This window comes from Stenotrophomonas sp. YJH_SMC_48-3 (genome assembly GCF_059369375.1).
This window is the reverse complement of record NZ_JCAFSQ010000006.1, coordinates 195,317-211,550: the sequence shown is the minus strand read 5'-3', so window position 1 is coordinate 211,550 and position 16,234 is coordinate 195,317. Positions and strand designations below refer to the sequence as shown.

Annotated in this window: 12 protein-coding genes; 10 read left to right on the top strand and 2 right to left on the bottom strand. The window is 67.3% G+C overall.

Annotation, left to right across the window (positions count from 1 at the left end):
- From cyoB to cyoD, 3 genes are read left to right on the top strand one after another with little or no spacing between them, the layout of a single operon-like run.
- On the top strand, positions 1-1,998 hold the full coding sequence (cyoB, locus tag AC5P65_RS11950; RefSeq protein ID WP_019659275.1) for a cytochrome o ubiquinol oxidase subunit I: 1,998 nt from the start codon (positions 1-3) through the stop codon (positions 1,996-1,998).
- Positions 1,995-2,633 carry a cytochrome o ubiquinol oxidase subunit III gene (gene cyoC, locus AC5P65_RS11945; protein ID WP_019659274.1) on the top strand — a complete coding sequence of 213 codons (639 nt, stop codon included), beginning with the start codon at positions 1,995-1,997 and terminating at the stop codon, positions 2,631-2,633. The genes cyoB and cyoC overlap by 4 nt, the downstream gene beginning before the upstream one ends.
- Positions 2,633-2,974, top strand: coding sequence for a cytochrome o ubiquinol oxidase subunit IV (cyoD, locus tag AC5P65_RS11940; protein ID WP_005415725.1), 342 nt, complete (start codon positions 2,633-2,635; stop codon positions 2,972-2,974). Before cyoC ends, cyoD begins: the two co-directional genes overlap by 1 nt.
- A 117-nt stretch (positions 2,975-3,091) precedes the next feature.
- Here the strand turns inward: cyoD and AC5P65_RS11935 are convergent, their stop codons facing one another.
- Positions 3,092-5,152 (bottom strand): putative bifunctional diguanylate cyclase/phosphodiesterase, encoded by a 2,061-nt coding sequence (locus AC5P65_RS11935; protein WP_111099008.1) that lies wholly within the window; start codon positions 5,150-5,152, stop codon positions 3,092-3,094.
- Positions 5,153-5,301: 149 nt separating this feature from the next.
- Between AC5P65_RS11935 and radA the strand changes: the two genes are divergently transcribed.
- The 4 genes from radA (at position 5,302) to AC5P65_RS11915 (ending at position 11,652) form a co-directional block, all read left to right on the top strand.
- Positions 5,302-6,678: a DNA repair protein RadA gene (gene radA / locus AC5P65_RS11930; RefSeq protein ID WP_019659272.1), complete on the top strand. Its 1,377-nt coding sequence runs from the start codon at positions 5,302-5,304 to the stop codon at positions 6,676-6,678.
- A gap of 202 nt (positions 6,679-6,880) precedes the next feature.
- The gene (locus AC5P65_RS11925) at positions 6,881-8,737 is read left to right on the top strand and encodes an ATP-binding protein (protein ID WP_111099007.1); all 1,857 of its coding nucleotides are present in this window, start codon (positions 6,881-6,883) and stop codon (positions 8,735-8,737) included.
- 49 nt (positions 8,738-8,786) lie between these two features.
- On the top strand, positions 8,787-11,093 hold the full coding sequence (locus tag AC5P65_RS11920) for a hypothetical protein (protein WP_495215580.1): 2,307 nt from the start codon (positions 8,787-8,789) through the stop codon (positions 11,091-11,093).
- A gap of 94 nt (positions 11,094-11,187) precedes the next feature.
- Positions 11,188-11,652 (top strand): YqhG/Tai3 family protein, encoded by a 465-nt coding sequence (locus AC5P65_RS11915; protein WP_019659269.1) that lies wholly within the window; start codon positions 11,188-11,190, stop codon positions 11,650-11,652.
- Between the two features lie 155 nt (positions 11,653-11,807).
- Here AC5P65_RS11915 and AC5P65_RS11910 read toward each other — a convergent pair whose 3' ends face one another.
- Positions 11,808-12,602 (bottom strand): cytochrome C assembly family protein, encoded by a 795-nt coding sequence (locus AC5P65_RS11910; RefSeq protein ID WP_019659268.1) that lies wholly within the window; start codon positions 12,600-12,602, stop codon positions 11,808-11,810.
- Between the two features lie 122 nt (positions 12,603-12,724).
- Between AC5P65_RS11910 and ffh the strand changes: the two genes are divergently transcribed.
- The 3 genes from ffh to AC5P65_RS11895 all read left to right on the top strand — a co-directional run bounded on the left by ffh (position 12,725) and on the right by AC5P65_RS11895 (position 16,102).
- Positions 12,725-14,101: a signal recognition particle protein gene (gene ffh / locus AC5P65_RS11905; protein WP_010483267.1), complete on the top strand. Its 1,377-nt coding sequence runs from the start codon at positions 12,725-12,727 to the stop codon at positions 14,099-14,101.
- Positions 14,102-14,246: 145 nt separating this feature from the next.
- Positions 14,247-15,323, top strand: a complete 1,077-nt coding sequence (locus AC5P65_RS11900; protein ID WP_111099005.1) for an NAD(P)H-dependent flavin oxidoreductase — start codon at positions 14,247-14,249, stop codon at positions 15,321-15,323.
- A complete protein-coding gene (locus tag AC5P65_RS11895) occupies positions 15,320-16,102 on the top strand; it encodes an aminotransferase class IV family protein (RefSeq protein ID WP_111099004.1) in 783 nt (260 codons plus the stop codon). The genes AC5P65_RS11900 and AC5P65_RS11895 overlap by 4 nt, the downstream gene beginning before the upstream one ends.
- Positions 16,103-16,234: the final 132 nt, after the last annotated feature.

The following is a 16,234-nucleotide window of genomic DNA, read 5'->3' as shown; positions in this document are numbered from 1 at the left end:
ATGTTGGGAAAACTCTCTCTTGAGTCGATCCCCCACGATCCGATCGTGCTGACCACCCTGGTCGGCGCGGTGCTGGGTGGCCTGGGCGTCGTCGCCCTGATCACCAAGTTCAAGCTGTGGGGCTATCTGTGGAAGGAGTGGTTCACCTCGGTGGACCACAAGAAGATCGGCGTGATGTACCTCATCGTCGCCTTCGTCATGCTGCTGCGCGGCTTCTCCGACGCCATCATGATGCGCACCCAGCAGGCGCTCGCCGTCGGCGGGTCCGAGGGCTACCTGCCGCCGCACCACTACGACCAGATCTTCACCGCCCACGGCGTGATCATGATCTTCTTCGTGGCGATGCCGCTGATCACCGGCCTGATGAACCTGGCCGTGCCGCTGCAGATCGGTGCGCGTGACGTTGCGTTCCCGTTCGTCAACTCGCTCAGCTTCTGGCTGTTCGTGGCGGGCGCGGTGCTGATCATGCTGTCGCTGTGGATCGGTGAGTTCGCCGCCACCGGCTGGCTGGCGTTCCCGCCGTTGTCGGGTATCGAATACAGTCCAAGCGTCGGCATGGACTACTACATCTGGGGCCTGCAGGTGGCGGGTTTGGGTACCACGCTGAGTGGTATCAACTTCTTCATCACCATCCTGAAGATGCGTACCCCCAGCATGAAGCTGATGCAGATGCCGGTGTTCACCTGGACTGCCCTGGTGACCAACGTGCTGATCGTCGCTGCCTTCCCGGTGCTGACCATCACCCTGGTGCTGCTGACCCTGGATCGTTACCTGGGTACGCACTTCTTCACCAATGATGGTGGCGGCAACGCCATGCTGTACATCAACCTGATCTGGATCTGGGGTCACCCGGAGGTGTACATCCTGGTCCTGCCGGCGTTCGGTGTGTTCTCCGAAGTCATCGCCACGTTCTCGCGCAAGGCGCTGTTCGGCTACAAGGGCATGGTCTACGCCACCGCCTGCATCGGCGTGCTGTCGTTCATCGTGTGGCTGCACCACTTCTTCACCATGGGCTCGGGTGCCAACGTCAATGCCTTCTTCGGCATCACGACGATGATCATCTCGATCCCGACCGGCGTGAAGATCTTCAACTGGCTGTTCACCATGTTCCGCGGTCGCGTGCACTTCACCACCCCGGTGCTGTGGACCATCGGCTTCATGGTCACCTTCGTCATCGGCGGCATGACCGGCGTGATGCTGGCGATCCCGGCCATCGACTTCGTGCTGCACAACAGCCTGTTCCTGATCGCCCACTTCCACAACGTCATCATCGGCGGCGTGGTGTTCGGCATGTTCGCCGGCATCACTTACTGGTGGCCGAAGATGTTCGGCTTCCGCCTCAATGAGTTCTGGGGCAAGTGCGCGTTCTGGTGCTGGTTCATCGGCTTCTACGTGACCTTCATGCCGATGTACGTGCTGGGCTTCATGGGCATGACCCGTCGCCTGCAGAGCACCGTCAACCCGGCCTACGAGCCGCTGCTGCTGGTTGCTGCCTGCGGTGCGTTCATCGTCGGCGCCGGCATCCTGTGCCAGATCATCCAGGTGGCCGTGTCGATCCGCGACCGCAAGAAGACCGTGGACCTGACCGGTGACCCGTGGGATGCCCGTACGCTGGAGTGGGAAACCTCCTCGCCGCCGGCCTTCTACAACTTCGCGACCCTGCCGGACGTCACCGAGCTGGACGATTTCTGGGAACGCAAGCAGCGTGGTGAAGCCTGGCCGAAGCCGGCCAAGTACACCGACATCCACATGCCGCGCAACACCGGCACGGGCGTTGTCATCGGTGCCTTCAGCCTGGTGTTCGGCTTCGCGATGATCTGGCACATCTGGTGGCTGGCCATCGTCGGCTTCGTCGGCATGATCGCCACGTTCATCTACCGCACCTTTGACCAGGACGTGGACTACTGGGTCCCGGCCGCCGAGGTGGAACGCATCGAGAACGCACACCGCAAGCACCTGGAAGCCCAGGGCCTGGTGAAGTCGGAGCTGAAGGCATGAGCACCAATACCTCGACCCTGAGCCACGGGCACGCCGCACACGCGGCGGCCCATGGCCATGACGACCACGAGCACCACGACACCGGCGGCAACACCGTCTTCGGTTTCTGGGTGTACCTGATGAGCGACTGCCTCATCTTCGCCTCGCTGTTCGCCACCTACGTGGTGCTGGCAGGCGGTACCGATGGTGGCCCCACCGCGAAGGACCTGTTCGAGCTGCCGTTCGTGGCGTGGGAAACCGCGCTGCTGCTGACCTCGTCGCTGACCTTCGGCCTGGGCATGATTGCCATGCACCGCAAGCAGATGGGCCAGATGTACCTGTGGCTGGGCATCACCTGGCTGCTGGGCTTCGGCTTCATGTGCATGGAAGTGTGGGAGTTCCAGCATCTGATCCATCAGGGCTACGGTCCGGACCGCAGTGCCTTCCTGTCGGCGTTCTTCGCCCTGGTCGGTACCCACGGCCTGCACGTCAGCGCGGGCCTGCTGTGGCTGCTGGTGATGTTCGTGCAGCTGAAAAAGTACGGCCTGACCGCGACCAACAAGACCCGCATGGCGTGCCTGAGCCTGTTCTGGCACTTCCTGGACCTGATCTGGATCGGCGTGTTCTCCGTCGTCTACCTCAATGGAGCGCTGTAATGGCACATGACAACCATGCACACGACCACGGCACCGGCGGCGAAAGCCACGGCAGCGTGAAGTCGTACCTGATCGGCTTCGTGCTGGCGGTGGTGCTGACCGTCATCCCGTTCTGGATGGTGATGTCGGGCGATTTCTCGCGCACCGTCAACGGTGTGGTGATCGCGGTCACCGCGGTGCTGCAGATGCTGGTCCACCTGGTGTTCTTCCTGCACCTGGACCGCTCTTCGGAAAGCCGCTGGAACGTCAACGCGGCGGCCTTCACCGTCGTGGTGATCGGCATCATCGTGATCGGCACCCTGTGGGTCATGCACAACATGAACGTGCACATGATGCACTGACGTCCTCGCGACGTTGCCACGCAGAAAGGCCGCCCTCGGGCGGCCTTTCTGGTTTTCCGTTGTCCGGTAGTGCCGGCCGCTGGCCGGCAATCGCGGGAAGCCGGCCAGCGGCCGGCTTTACCCCGCCACCCGGCGCAGGAACTCCTCTGCCTCCATCGGCCGGCCCAGGTGGTAGCCCTGCAGCTGGTCGCAGCCCAGCTCGCTCAGGTACTCGCGCTGCGCCTGCGTTTCCACGCCTTCGGCCACCACCTGCAACTGCAGGGTGCGGCCCAGCGCAATGATCGACGACACGATGGCGGCATCTTCGTCGTTGCATTCCAGATCACGAACGAACGCGCGGTCGATCTTCAGTTCGGTGGCCGGCATGCGCTTGAGGTACAGCAGGCTGGAATAGCCGGTGCCGAAGTCGTCGATGGCGATGTGCACGCCCATCGTGGTCAGGTCGTTGAGGATGGCCAGGCTGGCATCGACGTCCTTCATCGCGGTGGTCTCGGTGATCTCCAGGGTCAGCCGGGCCGGTTCGATCCGATGCCGCTGCAGTACTTCGCGCACGCTGTCCAGAAGCGCCGGCGAGGCGAACTGCAGCGGCGACAGGTTCACCGCCATTGTCCATTCCGCATGCCCGGCATCGTGCCATGCCCGCAGCTGCGCGCAGGCCTGGTCCAGTACCCAGTCACCGATCGGCAGGATCAGGCCGCTGCGTTCGGCGATCGGAATGAACACATCCGGCGCCAGCAGCCCCAGCTCCGGGTGCTGCCAGCGCAGCAGCGCTTCGGCGCCGGTGGCCGGTGCGCCCGCGGCCGGGAATTTGGGCTGGTAATGCAGGATCAGTTCGTTGCGGGCGATGGCCTTGCGCAGGTCCTGCAGCAGGCGCAGCTGGCGATTGGCACTGAGCTGCATCGAGGGAGTGAAGAAGGTATAGCCGTTCCGCCCGGTTTCCTTGGTGTGGTACATCGCCGCATCGGCGTGCGCCATCAGTTCGCGCTCATTGCTGGCGTCGTCCGGGTACAGGGCGATGCCCAGGCTGGCGCTGACCTGCAGTTCGGCCGCATCCAGCGTGAACGGCTCACCGGCGGCGGCAATGATGCGCTCGGCCACCACCACCGCATCGTCGGGAATATCGATGGCCAGCACGATCACGAACTCGTCGCCGCCGAGGCGGGCGAACGTGTCCTGCGGGCGCAGCAGGCCGCCGATGCGCTGCGCCACCGCCACCAGCAGGCGGTCGCCAAGCTGGTGGCCAAAGGCATCATTGACCGCCTTGAAGCCGTCCAGGTCGCAGAACATCACCGCCACCGCATGATTGCGTCGCCGCGCCTTCTCGATGGCCTGCTCGATGCGGTCCTGCAGCAGCATGCGGTTGGGCAGCTGGGTCAACGGGTCGTGCAGTGCCGCCTGGATCAGCTTGTCGTTGGCGTGCGCCAGCGAATCGGCCAGCAGCCCGGTGCGCACGCGCATCTGCCGGTCGAACAGCGAGGCCACCAGGGCGATGCCCAGCGTGGCCACGGTGGTGACGATCACCAGCACCGCCAGCCAGCGCGTGTCGATGCCGCCGCTGCCGACGGCGCCACAGATGCTGCCTTCGGGGAAGCGCGCCGCCGCCATGCCGGTGTAATGCATGCCGACGATGGCCAGGCCCATCACCAGCGATGCGAGCGCGCGCAGCAGCAGGGTGTTGCGCTGCTCGGCGCGCAGCCGGAAGGCGATCCACAACGCCGCACCTGCGGCACCGATGGCCACCGCAATGGAGGCGGCGAACCAGCCGGGGTGATAGTCGATGCCCGGCTGCATGCGCATCGCGGCCATGCCCAGGTAGTGCATGGTGGCAATGCCCAGGCCCATCAGTACCGCACCGGCCAGCAGCTGCCGCCACGGCAGGCTGGGGCGCGACACCAGCCACAGCGCATAGGCCGAAGCGCCGATCGAGACGGCCAGCGAGTACAGAGTGATGCCCAGGTCGTAGCCGACCGGAATCGGCAGGTCGAAGGCAAGCATGCCGATGAAATGCATCGACCAGATCCCCAGGCCCATGGCCGCCGCGCCACCCGCCAGCCACCAGCGTGCCACGCGCCCCTCGGCCGTGGCCAGGCGGCCGGCCATGTCCAGCGCCGTGTACGAAGCAAGAATGGCCACCAGCAGCGAGATGGCGACCAGGCTCTGACTGTAACTGCCAGTCATGTTGAATCCAGAGGGAGAGGGAGGGGCGCCCGCAAGGCGCACGCCCGCGACAGCTATCGGCGCGGGTGGACGGGACTTGAGCGGTCGCAGCACCTGCGACCCGGCTCGGCTATCCTGCCACGCCTGTTCCCATTGCTGGAAATCATCCGATGGCAAAAGCCCGCACCGCCTACGTCTGCAATGAATGCGGCGCCGAATTCAGCAAGTGGCAGGGGCAGTGCACCGAGTGCAACGCCTGGAACTCGTTGTCGGAGATCGTGCTGGAGAGCGCGGCGGCGGCCAAGGCGCCGGCCTCGCGGCGGGCCGGCTGGGCCGGGAAGATCGACCCGCCGAAGATCACCGCGCTGAAAGACGTGGAGCAGACCGAGCATCGCCGGGTCTCCACCGGCATCGGCGAGTTCGACCGCGTGCTGGGCGGCGGCCTGGTCGAAGGCGCGGTGGTGCTGGTGGGCGGCGACCCGGGCATCGGCAAGTCGACGCTACTGCTGCAGGCGGTGGCGAAGATGGCCGCTGAACTGCCAGTGCTGTACGTCACCGGCGAGGAGTCGCTGGCCCAGGTGGCTGGCCGTGCGCATCGCCTGGAGCTGCCGCTGGACGGCGTCAATGCGCTGGCCGAGACCGGCGTCGAGTCGATCCTGCAGCACGCGGCCAAGGCCGGCCCGCGGCTGATCGTGGCCGACTCGGTGCAGACCCTGTGGACCGAAACGCTGACCGCGGCGCCCGGCTCCGTAAGCCAGGTGCGCGAGAGCGCGGCACGGCTGGTGCGCTTTGCCAAGGAAACCGGCACTGCGGTGTTCCTGGTCGGCCACGTCACCAAGGAGGGCGGCATCGCCGGCCCGCGCGTGCTGGAGCACATGGTTGATGCGGTGCTGTACTTCGAAGGCGAGAGCGGCAGCCGCTTCCGCCTGTTGCGCGCCTTCAAGAACCGGTTTGGTGCGGTGAACGAACTGGGCGTGTTCGCGATGGGGGACAAGGGCCTGAAGGAAGTCTCCAATCCATCGGCCATCTTCCTGTCCGGCGGCAGCACCCATCAGCCGGGCAGCTGCGTGATGGTCACCCGCGAGGGCACGAGGCCCCTGCTGGTGGAGGTGCAGGCGCTGGTCGATGCATCGCCGCTGTCGAACCCGCGCCGTGTCGCGGTCGGCCTGGAGCAGAACCGCCTGGCGATGCTGCTGGCGGTGCTGCATCGGCACGGCGGCGTGCTGGTCGGCGACCAGGACGTGTTCGTCAACGTGGTCGGCGGCATCCGCGTGCAGGAGACCGCCGCCGACCTGCCGGTGCTGCTGGCGGTGCTGTCGTCGCTGCAAGATCGGCCGCTGGCGGAAAAGACGATTGCCTTTGGCGAGGTTGGCCTGTCCGGCGAGATCCGCCCGGTGCCCAATGGCGAGGACCGCCTGCGCGAGGCGGCCACCCATGGTTTCAAGCGCGCCATCGTGCCCAAGGCCAACGCGCCCAAGGGCGGCTCGGTGAAAGGCATGGAAGTGATCGCGGTAGAACGCCTGTCCGAGGCCATCGACGCGGCGTGATGCCAGCCCTGTAGAGCCGAGCCCACGCTCGGCTGCTTTCTGTGGAGTCGAGCCATGCTCGACTGGTGGTCGAACAGCAGCCGAGCATGGGCTCGGCTCTACAAGTGTCCAATGCAGTAACGGTCAGCTTCACTGTGCTAGTTTTTCCCGCTCGACGAAGACGCCCTCTGGCGTCTTTCCGTGCCCAGGAGTAAACGATTACATGCAGGACACCGCGCTCACCGCCCCCAACGCCGAGATCCGTCGCGCCGGGGTCGATCTCAATGGACTGATGACGGTGCTGGGCAAGCACCTGTATTCCACCCCGGTGGTGGCGCTGCGCGAACTGGTGCAGAACGCGCACGACTCGATCATCCGCCGCCGCATCGAACAGCCCGGCGTCGCAGTGCCGTCGCGCATCTCGGTGCAGGTCGATGCCGGTGCCGGCGTGCTGCGCATCTCCGATACCGGTGCCGGCCTGACCCGCCAGGAGATCCACGATTACCTGGCCACCGTCGGCGTCGGCTATACCCGTGGCCTGCGACAGGGCGGCGAGGACGATGAGGGCCTGATCGGCATGTTCGGACTCGGGTTCCTGTCGGCCTTCGTGCTGGCGCGCCGGGTCAGCGTGCGCACCACCTCGTACCAGACCCCGGACCTGGGCCATCTGTACGTGTCCAGCAATGCCGAGCAGTACACGGTAAGCGAAGTGCCGGCACGTGCGGTCGGCACCGAGGTGGAGCTGGAGCTGCATCCTGATTTCCTGCCGCTGGCCAACGAGGCGCGCCTGCACGAGGTGCTGGGCCGCTACTGCGCGCTGCTGTCCGAGCCGATCTTCATTGGCGCTGCGACCGAGGCGATCAATCCCGAGCCGCCACCGTGGCGCGATCAGGGGGATGTTGCCGTGCATCCGGTGCAGGCCCGCCGCCAGGCGCTGCAGTTCGCCGCGCGGTTCGAGCATGATTTCGAGCCGATCGTCACCGTGCCGTTGCGTGCCGATGGCAACAGCGATGCCACCGGCCTGCTGTGGGTGCAGGACGGCGCCACCTATGGCACCAGCGACAACCGCAACCTGTCGGTGTTCGTGCGCGGCATGCTGCTGGATGACGACGCGCGCGACCTGCTGCCGCCGTGGGCCGGTTTCATCGGCGGAGTGATCGAATCCTCGCGGTTGACGCCCACCGCCAGCCGCGAAGACCTGCAGCGCGATGACCAGTACCGCGCGGTGCAGCATGCACTGCTGGAGGCGCTGATCGACGGCCTGGCCGACGTCGCGAAACAGCAGCCGGAAGCCTGGCGGCGCGTGCTGACCCGCCACAACGAGGCGCTGCTGGGTGCGGCACTGTGCGATGAGCGCCTGTTCGAACTGCTGATGGAGCATGTGCGGGTGCCGACCTCGCAGGGCGACCTGCCGGCCAGCGCGTTGCCGGCGCGCGGTGCCGTGCATGTCATCCTCGACAACGGCGGTGGCTTTGAAGAGATGCTGTTCCGCGCGATGGGCGTACCGGTCGCGCATGGCCATCGCTACGCGGTGGTGCCGTTCCTGCGACGCTGGGCACAGGCCAAGGGCCTGCGCCTGGTCGAGCTGGGTACCGAGCAGGGCAACCGTGCGCTGTTCCGCAGTGATGACAGCCTCGACGAGGCGCAGCTGGCCTGGCTGCGCGAACAACTGGGTGACGGCGAACAGTTGCTGCCGGCACGCTTCAGCCCGGAGGCGCTGCCGGTGGTGGTGGTGCCCGACCGCGAGGCCGAGCTGAAGCAGCGGCTGGAAGACGACGAGAACGACAAGCGCGTCTCGATGGCCGCGCTGCGCCTGGCGCGCCAGTTCACCGCGCGCATCGAATCACGCGCACCATCGCGGCTGTACCTCAACCTCGACAACCCGGCGGTGCAGGCGCTGTTGCGCGCCCAGCGCGAGGGCCATCCGCAGGCCGAGGCCGCAGCCCGCCTGCTGCGCTCGCTGAAAGTCATCGTCGCCGCGCAGGGCCGCCCGCTGGCACGCGCGAACGCTACGCCCGGCCCGGATCTCAACGGCGCCTTTACCGATATCGCCGGTGCCCTGCAGCAGATGCTGCGCTGAGCACCGCACCTTCTCATCCAGCCTTCGCTAGACAGGAGCAATTACCCCCATGGACATCTGGAACTGGGTCGAAAAGCTGCAGGGTGACCTGCGCCAGGCCGGCCAGGCGCAGAACGCGCACCTGCTGAACCGTCTCGCCGACGAGGTCAGTGAACTGCAGATCGACCGCGTCGATGCGCTGCTGCCCGAAGCGCGCGCATTGGGCAAGGCGTTGGACAACCCGTGGGTTGACGTCTATGTCGGCCACTGGGCGCTGCGCAACCGCGTCGGCAACCGCGTGGAAGGCGAAAGCGCACTCGGCGAAGCCGTAGCGCTGTTTGAACGCGCGCACCGCGAGGACACGCTGGAATGCCCGCAGTCGATCTGCGTGACCCAGGACCTGGCCGCCTGCTATGGCAACATCGATGGCCCGGGCTGGGTGCCCGAGCGCATCGAGGTCTGCGATGAAACACTGGGTCGCATCGACCCGAGCTGGGCCTGTTTCCAGTGCCTGAGCTGCGAGAAGGCCGATGCGCTGCTTGATGATGGCCGTGGCCAGGCGGCACTGGATTACCTGCAGGTGCAGGCCGATGCCGTGGAGGCCTGTGGCAAGGAAGTGTTCGACAGCTTCCCGGAGATGCAGATCAAGATCCTGCTGGGCATGGGCCGTGCCGATGAGGCACTGGCGCTGATCGAAAAGCGGGAGGCCGAAGTTGCTGCGTCCGGAGAGTACGAGCCGGCCAACTGCACGGTGCCGCGCCGCCTGTCCAAGGCCTGGGCGCTGGCCCAGCTGGGCCGCGACGAAGAGGCGCTGCAGCAGCTGGTGCCGTGGAGCGAACTGACCCCGAACTACTGGCGGCTGTGGGCAAACACCGCGGCAGCGCTCTGTCAGCGGGATCCTGCGCGCAACAGCTGGGACCTGGGCACGCGCTTCAACACGATCATCGAGCACTTCGCCCGGGTTGGTTCGCATCGCCTGCTGATCGAAGTGGCGGCGCTGAGCCTGGAGCTGGCGCTGCAGCGTGGCGCGCGCTGGGTCGCACTGCGGCAGCTGGAACTGGCCCGCACCCATCTGGCGCAGCTGCGCCAGGACCGTGGTGCCGCGGCCCTGGTGGCCGGCCTGGCCGCGCGCATCGAGGCATTGCCGGACGCCGCGCCGCTGCCGGTGCCGGCCGGCGAGCTGCTGGCATGGCTGGACGCGCAGGGCGAACAGAACCAGTCGCGCGATCCCGAGCGCGAAGCGCAGTGGTTGCTGCAGGCGCATGCCGAGCTGCCCGATGACGAGGCGCTGGCCGACATGGCCGCCTCGGCACTGAATGCCTGCGGCGCGCAGGCCGAGGCGCGGTCGCTGCTGTGGCGGTTCGTGCGCGGCCATGCGCAGCACGATGGCCCCGCGGCCTACACGCTGATGCGCTGGCTGGCCGAACAGGGCGACGACGACGGACTGCGCCAGCTGGCCGATCTCTATCGCGGCAGCGTGCCGGTGTTCGCGCACTGGTGCGAGGTGCAGCGTGCACGCCGCGTGTCCGACTGGCCGGCGCTGGAGCAGGCGGCCCGATCGCTTCTGGAGCTGTCTCCGGGCTCGCACGGCGCGCGCGGCACGCTGGCGCGTATGTACATGGAAACCGGCCGTTTCAGCGACGCCCAGGCCTGTTATGCACAGCTGGTGGAGCTGCTGGAGGAGCCCAATGCCGCGCATTGGAACCACATGAGCGCAGCCAGCGCGGCGCGCGACTGGGACGCCGTGCGCCGCTCGGCGGCGGCGCTTGGCATGGAATTGTCCAGCCAGGAAGGTGTGGTCGAGGAGCCATGGGGCTGGGTGATCATCCGCAGCGAAGAGAACGGCGAGCCGATGGAGTACTACGCCCGTCGCAGCGGTCCGGTGACCGCGCGCATCGTCGAGAACGCGCCGTCCAACCGCGCCCAGCAGGTGGGCGACTGGGTGGTGTTCGATGCCGCGCTGGTGCATCCGGCACCCGAGGAGGAGGAAGCGCGCGAGCATTTCATCCCGACCTACTCGCAGGTGCATGTGCTGGAGCGCGGCGGCTTCGCCCGCAGCTGGATGATCGATGGCGCGCACCCGGGCGAAGAGGCGTGGAATGCCTTCGTCGAGGCGGCCGAAGCACAGGGTTGGAAGGTGTGGTCGCACAGCCGCCCGGACTACACCGTCACCGATCCCGATAGGGAGGAGGGCACGCTGCCCGGCCTGCTGTTCACCGTCGCCCAGCCGCAGGACCATGCGCCGCTGGCGCTGCACCGCTTCCTCCAGCAGCAGACCGCGACGTGGCCGCATCCGCATTGCTGGCTGCGCCTGGCTGAAGCCTGTGACCAGGATCGCCAGCCGCATCTGGACGTGATCGAGCGTTACGGGCTGTAAGTAGAGCCGAGCCTGCGCTCGGCTTATGCTGGAAAGCAGCCGAGCATGGGCTCGGCTCTACAAGAGATCGCCATCACGACCAAAGGGATTGGACATGCGAAAGACAGGGATGTTGATGATTGCCGGCCTGCTGCTGGCGCCAGCAGCACAGGCTGCACCCGCCTGCCAGGAGCCTGCGGCTGTCGCCCGCGCTTTCTACGAGGCGACGACCGGCAACGGTGATCTGCTGGAGCCGCCGGCCGCGCTGGTCAGCGTGGCCTTCGGCAAGGCGCTGCGTGATGAGCGCGCCTGCCAACAGCGCGAGGAGGGCATCTGCACGATCGATTCCGATCCGTGGCTGGATGCGCAGGACGGCGACATCGAAACGCCGGTGCGCTACAGCTGGGAAGAGGCGTCGGCCACCGCCGGCCAGGTTGAGATGCGCTACTCGGTGTGGAAGAAGGCTTACCTGACCCGCCTGCCGATGGTGCGCCAGGGGCAGGGGTGCTGGCAGGTTGATGACATCCTCACCAACAGCGGTCGTTCGGTCCGGAAAATCCTGGCGCAGCCGATTCCCTGACCGGCGGCAGCGTCCGCGCATTGCGTGGCTGCCGGCCAGCGGCCGGCACTACCAGGGTGGGTGGGGGCGGCCGGTGGCCTGCAGTACCGGGGTGGGTGGGAACGGCCGGTGGCCTGCAGTACCGGGGGGGTGCCGACCGTTGGTCGGCACACGGCCTATCGCGTATGCCCGAACACCAGCTCGATCACGAATTGGCTGCCGAAGAACGCCAGCAGCAGCAACAGCATCGCCGCCAGCGTCCAGTGCACCGCCTTCATGCCGCGCCAGCCGTAGCGGCGGCGGCCGATCAGCAGCACGCCGAACACGATCCACGACAGCACGCTCAGCACGGTCTTGTGCACCAGCTTCTGCGCCAGCAGGTCATCGACGAACAGTACGCCGGTGACCAGGGTCAGGGTCAGCAGCGCGAAGCCGACGGTGATCACCCGGAACAGCAGCGACTCCAGGTCAGCCAGCGGTGGCAGCGCGCGCAGCCATGGCCGGAACTCGCGGCGGCGCAGCGCGCGCTCCTGCAGCCACAGCATGATCGCCAGCAGGGCGGCGATGCTCAGCGTGGCATAGGCCAGCAGGGCCAGCCAGGCGTGGCTGGCCAGGCGCCAGCCCAGCACCTTGCTCGGCTCGTGGCCGTAGCCGTGGTAGGCCAGCAGCAGCACGGCAGCCAGTGGGAACACCACCACGCCCAGCGCCGACATCCGCCCGCGCGCGCCGACCAGCGAGGTCAGCCAGGCCATGCCCAGGCCGACCAGCGACAGCGCGGCGAAGAAGTGCATGTCCGGCCCGCCGGTGGTACGCATCGCCACCATCACGTGGTAACCGCCATGCAGCAGCATCGCCGGCAGGGCGGGCCACAGCCAGGTGGGCGAGCCGGTGGTTTCATCGCGGCCGAGCGCGCGCACCAGCAGGGCACTGGCAGCCAGGTAGAGCAGGACGGCGATGAGAACGATTGTCATCGTTGCAGTTTCGCATACCCCTGTGATGCTGGCGACGGCCCTGTGGTCGCAGTCCGGGGCGACGGCCGGACCCGTTATACTGTCTGCCTTATTGTCCCCCGCTTTCAGACAGGTTGCGCCGCATGTTCGAGTCCCTGACCCAGCGCCTTTCCGGCACCATCGAGCGCCTGCGTGGCCGTGGCCGCCTGACCGAGGAGAACATCCGCGAGGCGACCCGTGAAGTGCGCATCGCACTGCTCGAAGCCGACGTCGCGCTGCCGGTGGTGCAGGCGCTGATCGAGCGCATCAAGGTACGCGCAGTCGGCCAGGAAGTGCTGAAGTCGCTGACCCCGGGCCAGGCCCTGATCAAGGTCGTGCGCGACGAGCTGACCGCCGTGATGGGCGCCGAAGCCAGCGACCTGAACCTCAACGTTCCCGCTCCGGCCATCATCCTGATGGCAGGCCTGCAGGGTGCCGGCAAGACCACCACGGTCGGCAAGCTGGCCAAGCACCTGAAGGAAAAGCGCAAGAAGAAGGTGATGGTGGTGTCGGCCGACGTCTACCGCCCGGCCGCGATCGAGCAGCTCAAGACCCTGGCCGAGCAGGTGGGCGTGCTGTTCTTCCCGTCCAGCGCCGACCAGAAGCCGGAAGCCATCGTGCGCGCGGCCATCGACGATGCGCGCAAGTCGTTCGTGGACGTGCTGCTGGTCGATACCGCCGGCCGCCTGGCCATCGACGAAGCGATGATGGCCGAGATCAAGGCCCTGCACGCGGCGGTGAATCCGGCTGAAACGCTGTTCGTGGTCGACGCCATGACCGGCCAGGACGCGGCCAACACCGCCAAGGCCTTCGGCGATGCGCTGCCGCTGACCGGCGTGGTGCTGACCAAGACTGACGGTGATGCCCGCGGCGGCGCCGCGCTGAGCGTGCGCTACATCACCGGCAAGCCGATCAAGTTCGTCGGTGTGAGCGAGAAGCCGGAAGGCCTGGACGTGTTCCATCCCGACCGTATCGCCAGCCGCATCCTCGACATGGGCGACGTGCTGTCGCTGGTCGAGCAGGTCGAGCAGCAGGTCGACAAGGACAAGGCGGCCAAGCTGGCCGAGAAGGTCGCCAAGGGCAAGAAGTTCGACCTGAACGACATGCGCGACCAGCTGGAGCAGATGCAGAACATGGGTGGCATCGGTGGCCTGATGGACAAGCTGCCGGGCCTGGGCAACATCCCCGATCATCTGAAGCAGCAGGTCAGCCAGGGCAAGGAAGTGCCGCGCATGATCGCCATCATCAACTCGATGACCAAGAAGGAACGGCGCAACCCGAACCTGCTCAACGGCTCGCGTCGCGCGCGCATTGCCAAGGGCTCGGGCGTGACACCGGCCGACGTCAACAAGCTGATGAAGCAGTACATGCAGATGGAAAAGATGATGAGCAAGATGGCCGGCGGCGGCATGAAGGGCATGTTGCGCAGCATGAAGGGCATGATGGGCGCTATGGGTGGCCGCGGCATGCCGTTCCGTTGATGACGGCCCCGGTCGCAGTCTGATGTAGCGCCCGAGCCTGTGCTCGGGCGGCGGCGCGCAGGCGACGCAACAAGCCGCCGGGCAGGCTCGACTCTACCCCCGCCCTGCGCGCACCATGGGGGCCTGTCCAAAATGATGGGCCGTCATGCAGAGTTCCGCTGTAGCTTCCCGCGCCGAGGCGTTCTGCCGGCGCTTTGGCGTTTCCGTTCCAATCCTGCTGGCACCGATGGCCGGCGCCTGCCCGGTGCCGTTGTCGGCCGCGCTGGCCAACGCCGGCAGCATGGGCGCGATGGGCGCGGTGTTGTCCTCTTCGGCCGATATCGGTCGCTGGATGGACGAATTCCGCACCGCTTCGACCGGCCCGGCTCAGGTGAACCTGTGGGTGCCCGATCCCGCACCGACCCGTGATGTTGCCGCCGAAGCCGCCAGCCGCGCCTTCCTCGCGCAGTGGGGCCCGGACGTGCCCGCCAGTGCCGCCGACGCCGCGCCCGCCGACTTCGAAGAACAGTTCGCCGCACTGCTGGCCGCGCGCCCGGCGGTCGCCTCGACCATCATGGGCGTGCTGTTGCCGCATCACGTGCAGCAGCTGAAGGACGCCGGCATCGCCTGGATCGCCTGTGCCACCACCTTGTCCGAAGCGCGCGCGGCACAGGACGCCGGTGCCGATGCGGTGGTGGCGCAGGGCGCGGAGGCCGGCGGCCATCGTGGCGCGTTCGATCCGGCGATGGCCGAGCGCCAGTTGGTCGGGTTGTTCGCACTGCTGCCGCGCCTGGCCGATCACCTGCAGATTCCGGTGATTGCCGCAGGCGGCATCGCCGACGGCCGTGGCATCGCTGCCGCACTCACGCTGGGGGCCAGCGCCGTGCAGATCGGCACCGCCTTCCTGCGCACGCCCGAAGCGGCGATCGCTTCGGCGTGGGCTGATGGGCTGGCCGCCAGCGAACCGGAAGACACTTGGCCGACCCGTGCCTTCAGCGGTCGCCTGGGTCGTGGCCTGGCGACACCCTATGTGCGCGCCGCTGCCGCAGAAGGAGCCCCCGCGCCGCGTCCATACCCGGTGCAGCGTGGGCTGACCGCGCCGATGCGCAAGCAGGCCGCGCAGGAAAACCGCCTGGCGGCGATGCAGGCCTGGGCCGGGCAGTCGGCGTGGATGGCGCCGGCGCAGCCGGCCGCCGACGTGCTGCGCGGCATGTGGGAGCAGGCGCAGGCACTGTTGCCATGATGGTGAGCTGCAACGGCCGGGCGGCGCAGGTGGAGGATCTGCTGCCGGCGCTGGTGAACTACGGCCACTTCACTTCGCTGCAAGTGCGCGACAGCGCAGCGCAGGGCTTGGACCTGCATCTGGCGCGGCTGTCGCAGGCCACGCGCGAACTGTTCGGCAGCAAACTGGATACGGCGCAGGTGCGGGGCTGGATGGCGCAGGCGCTGCGGCAGGCCGGCCTGGCCGATGCCTCGCTGCGGGTGACGGTGTACTCGCGCCGCTTCGATTTCCGCAATCCGCTGGCGGCGGTGCCGGTGGACGTGCTGGTGGCGGTTTCAGCGCCGGTGACGCTGACCGCCTCCAAGCGTGTGCGCAGCGTGACCTGGCAGCGCGAGCTGCCGCAGCTCAAGCATGTGGGCACCTTCGGCCTGTTCGCCGAGCGCCGCGCGGCGATGGCCGAAGGATTCGACGACGTGCTGTTCGTGACCGCCGATGGCGAAGTGAGTGAAGGCAGTACCTGGAACCTGGCCGTGCACGATGGTGAACGGCTGCTCTGGCCGCAGGCGCCGGCCCTGCGCGGTACGGCTGAGGCGCTGCTGAAGCGGCACTGGCCCGATGCGCAGTTGACGCGGCCGTTGGCGCTGGCTGAACTAGGCAGTGTGAAGGCCGCTTTTGCCTGCAACGCCAGCGGCCTGTGGGCACTGGAGGCCATCGACGGACATGTCCTGCCCGGCTCGCAGACGCTGGCTGAACAGGGCAGGGCGGTGCTGGCGGCGGTGGCCTGGCAGCCGCTCTCCTGAACGAGGCGCGCGGGCTGCCGGTCGCCAAGCATGGCCGCACGCTACCTTGAAGCGTTGCAGCTGGTAGCGCCGGGCCATGCCCGGCGGATGCCGCCGCAGCGAACAACGCACCGGGGTTCCAATCCGATATGA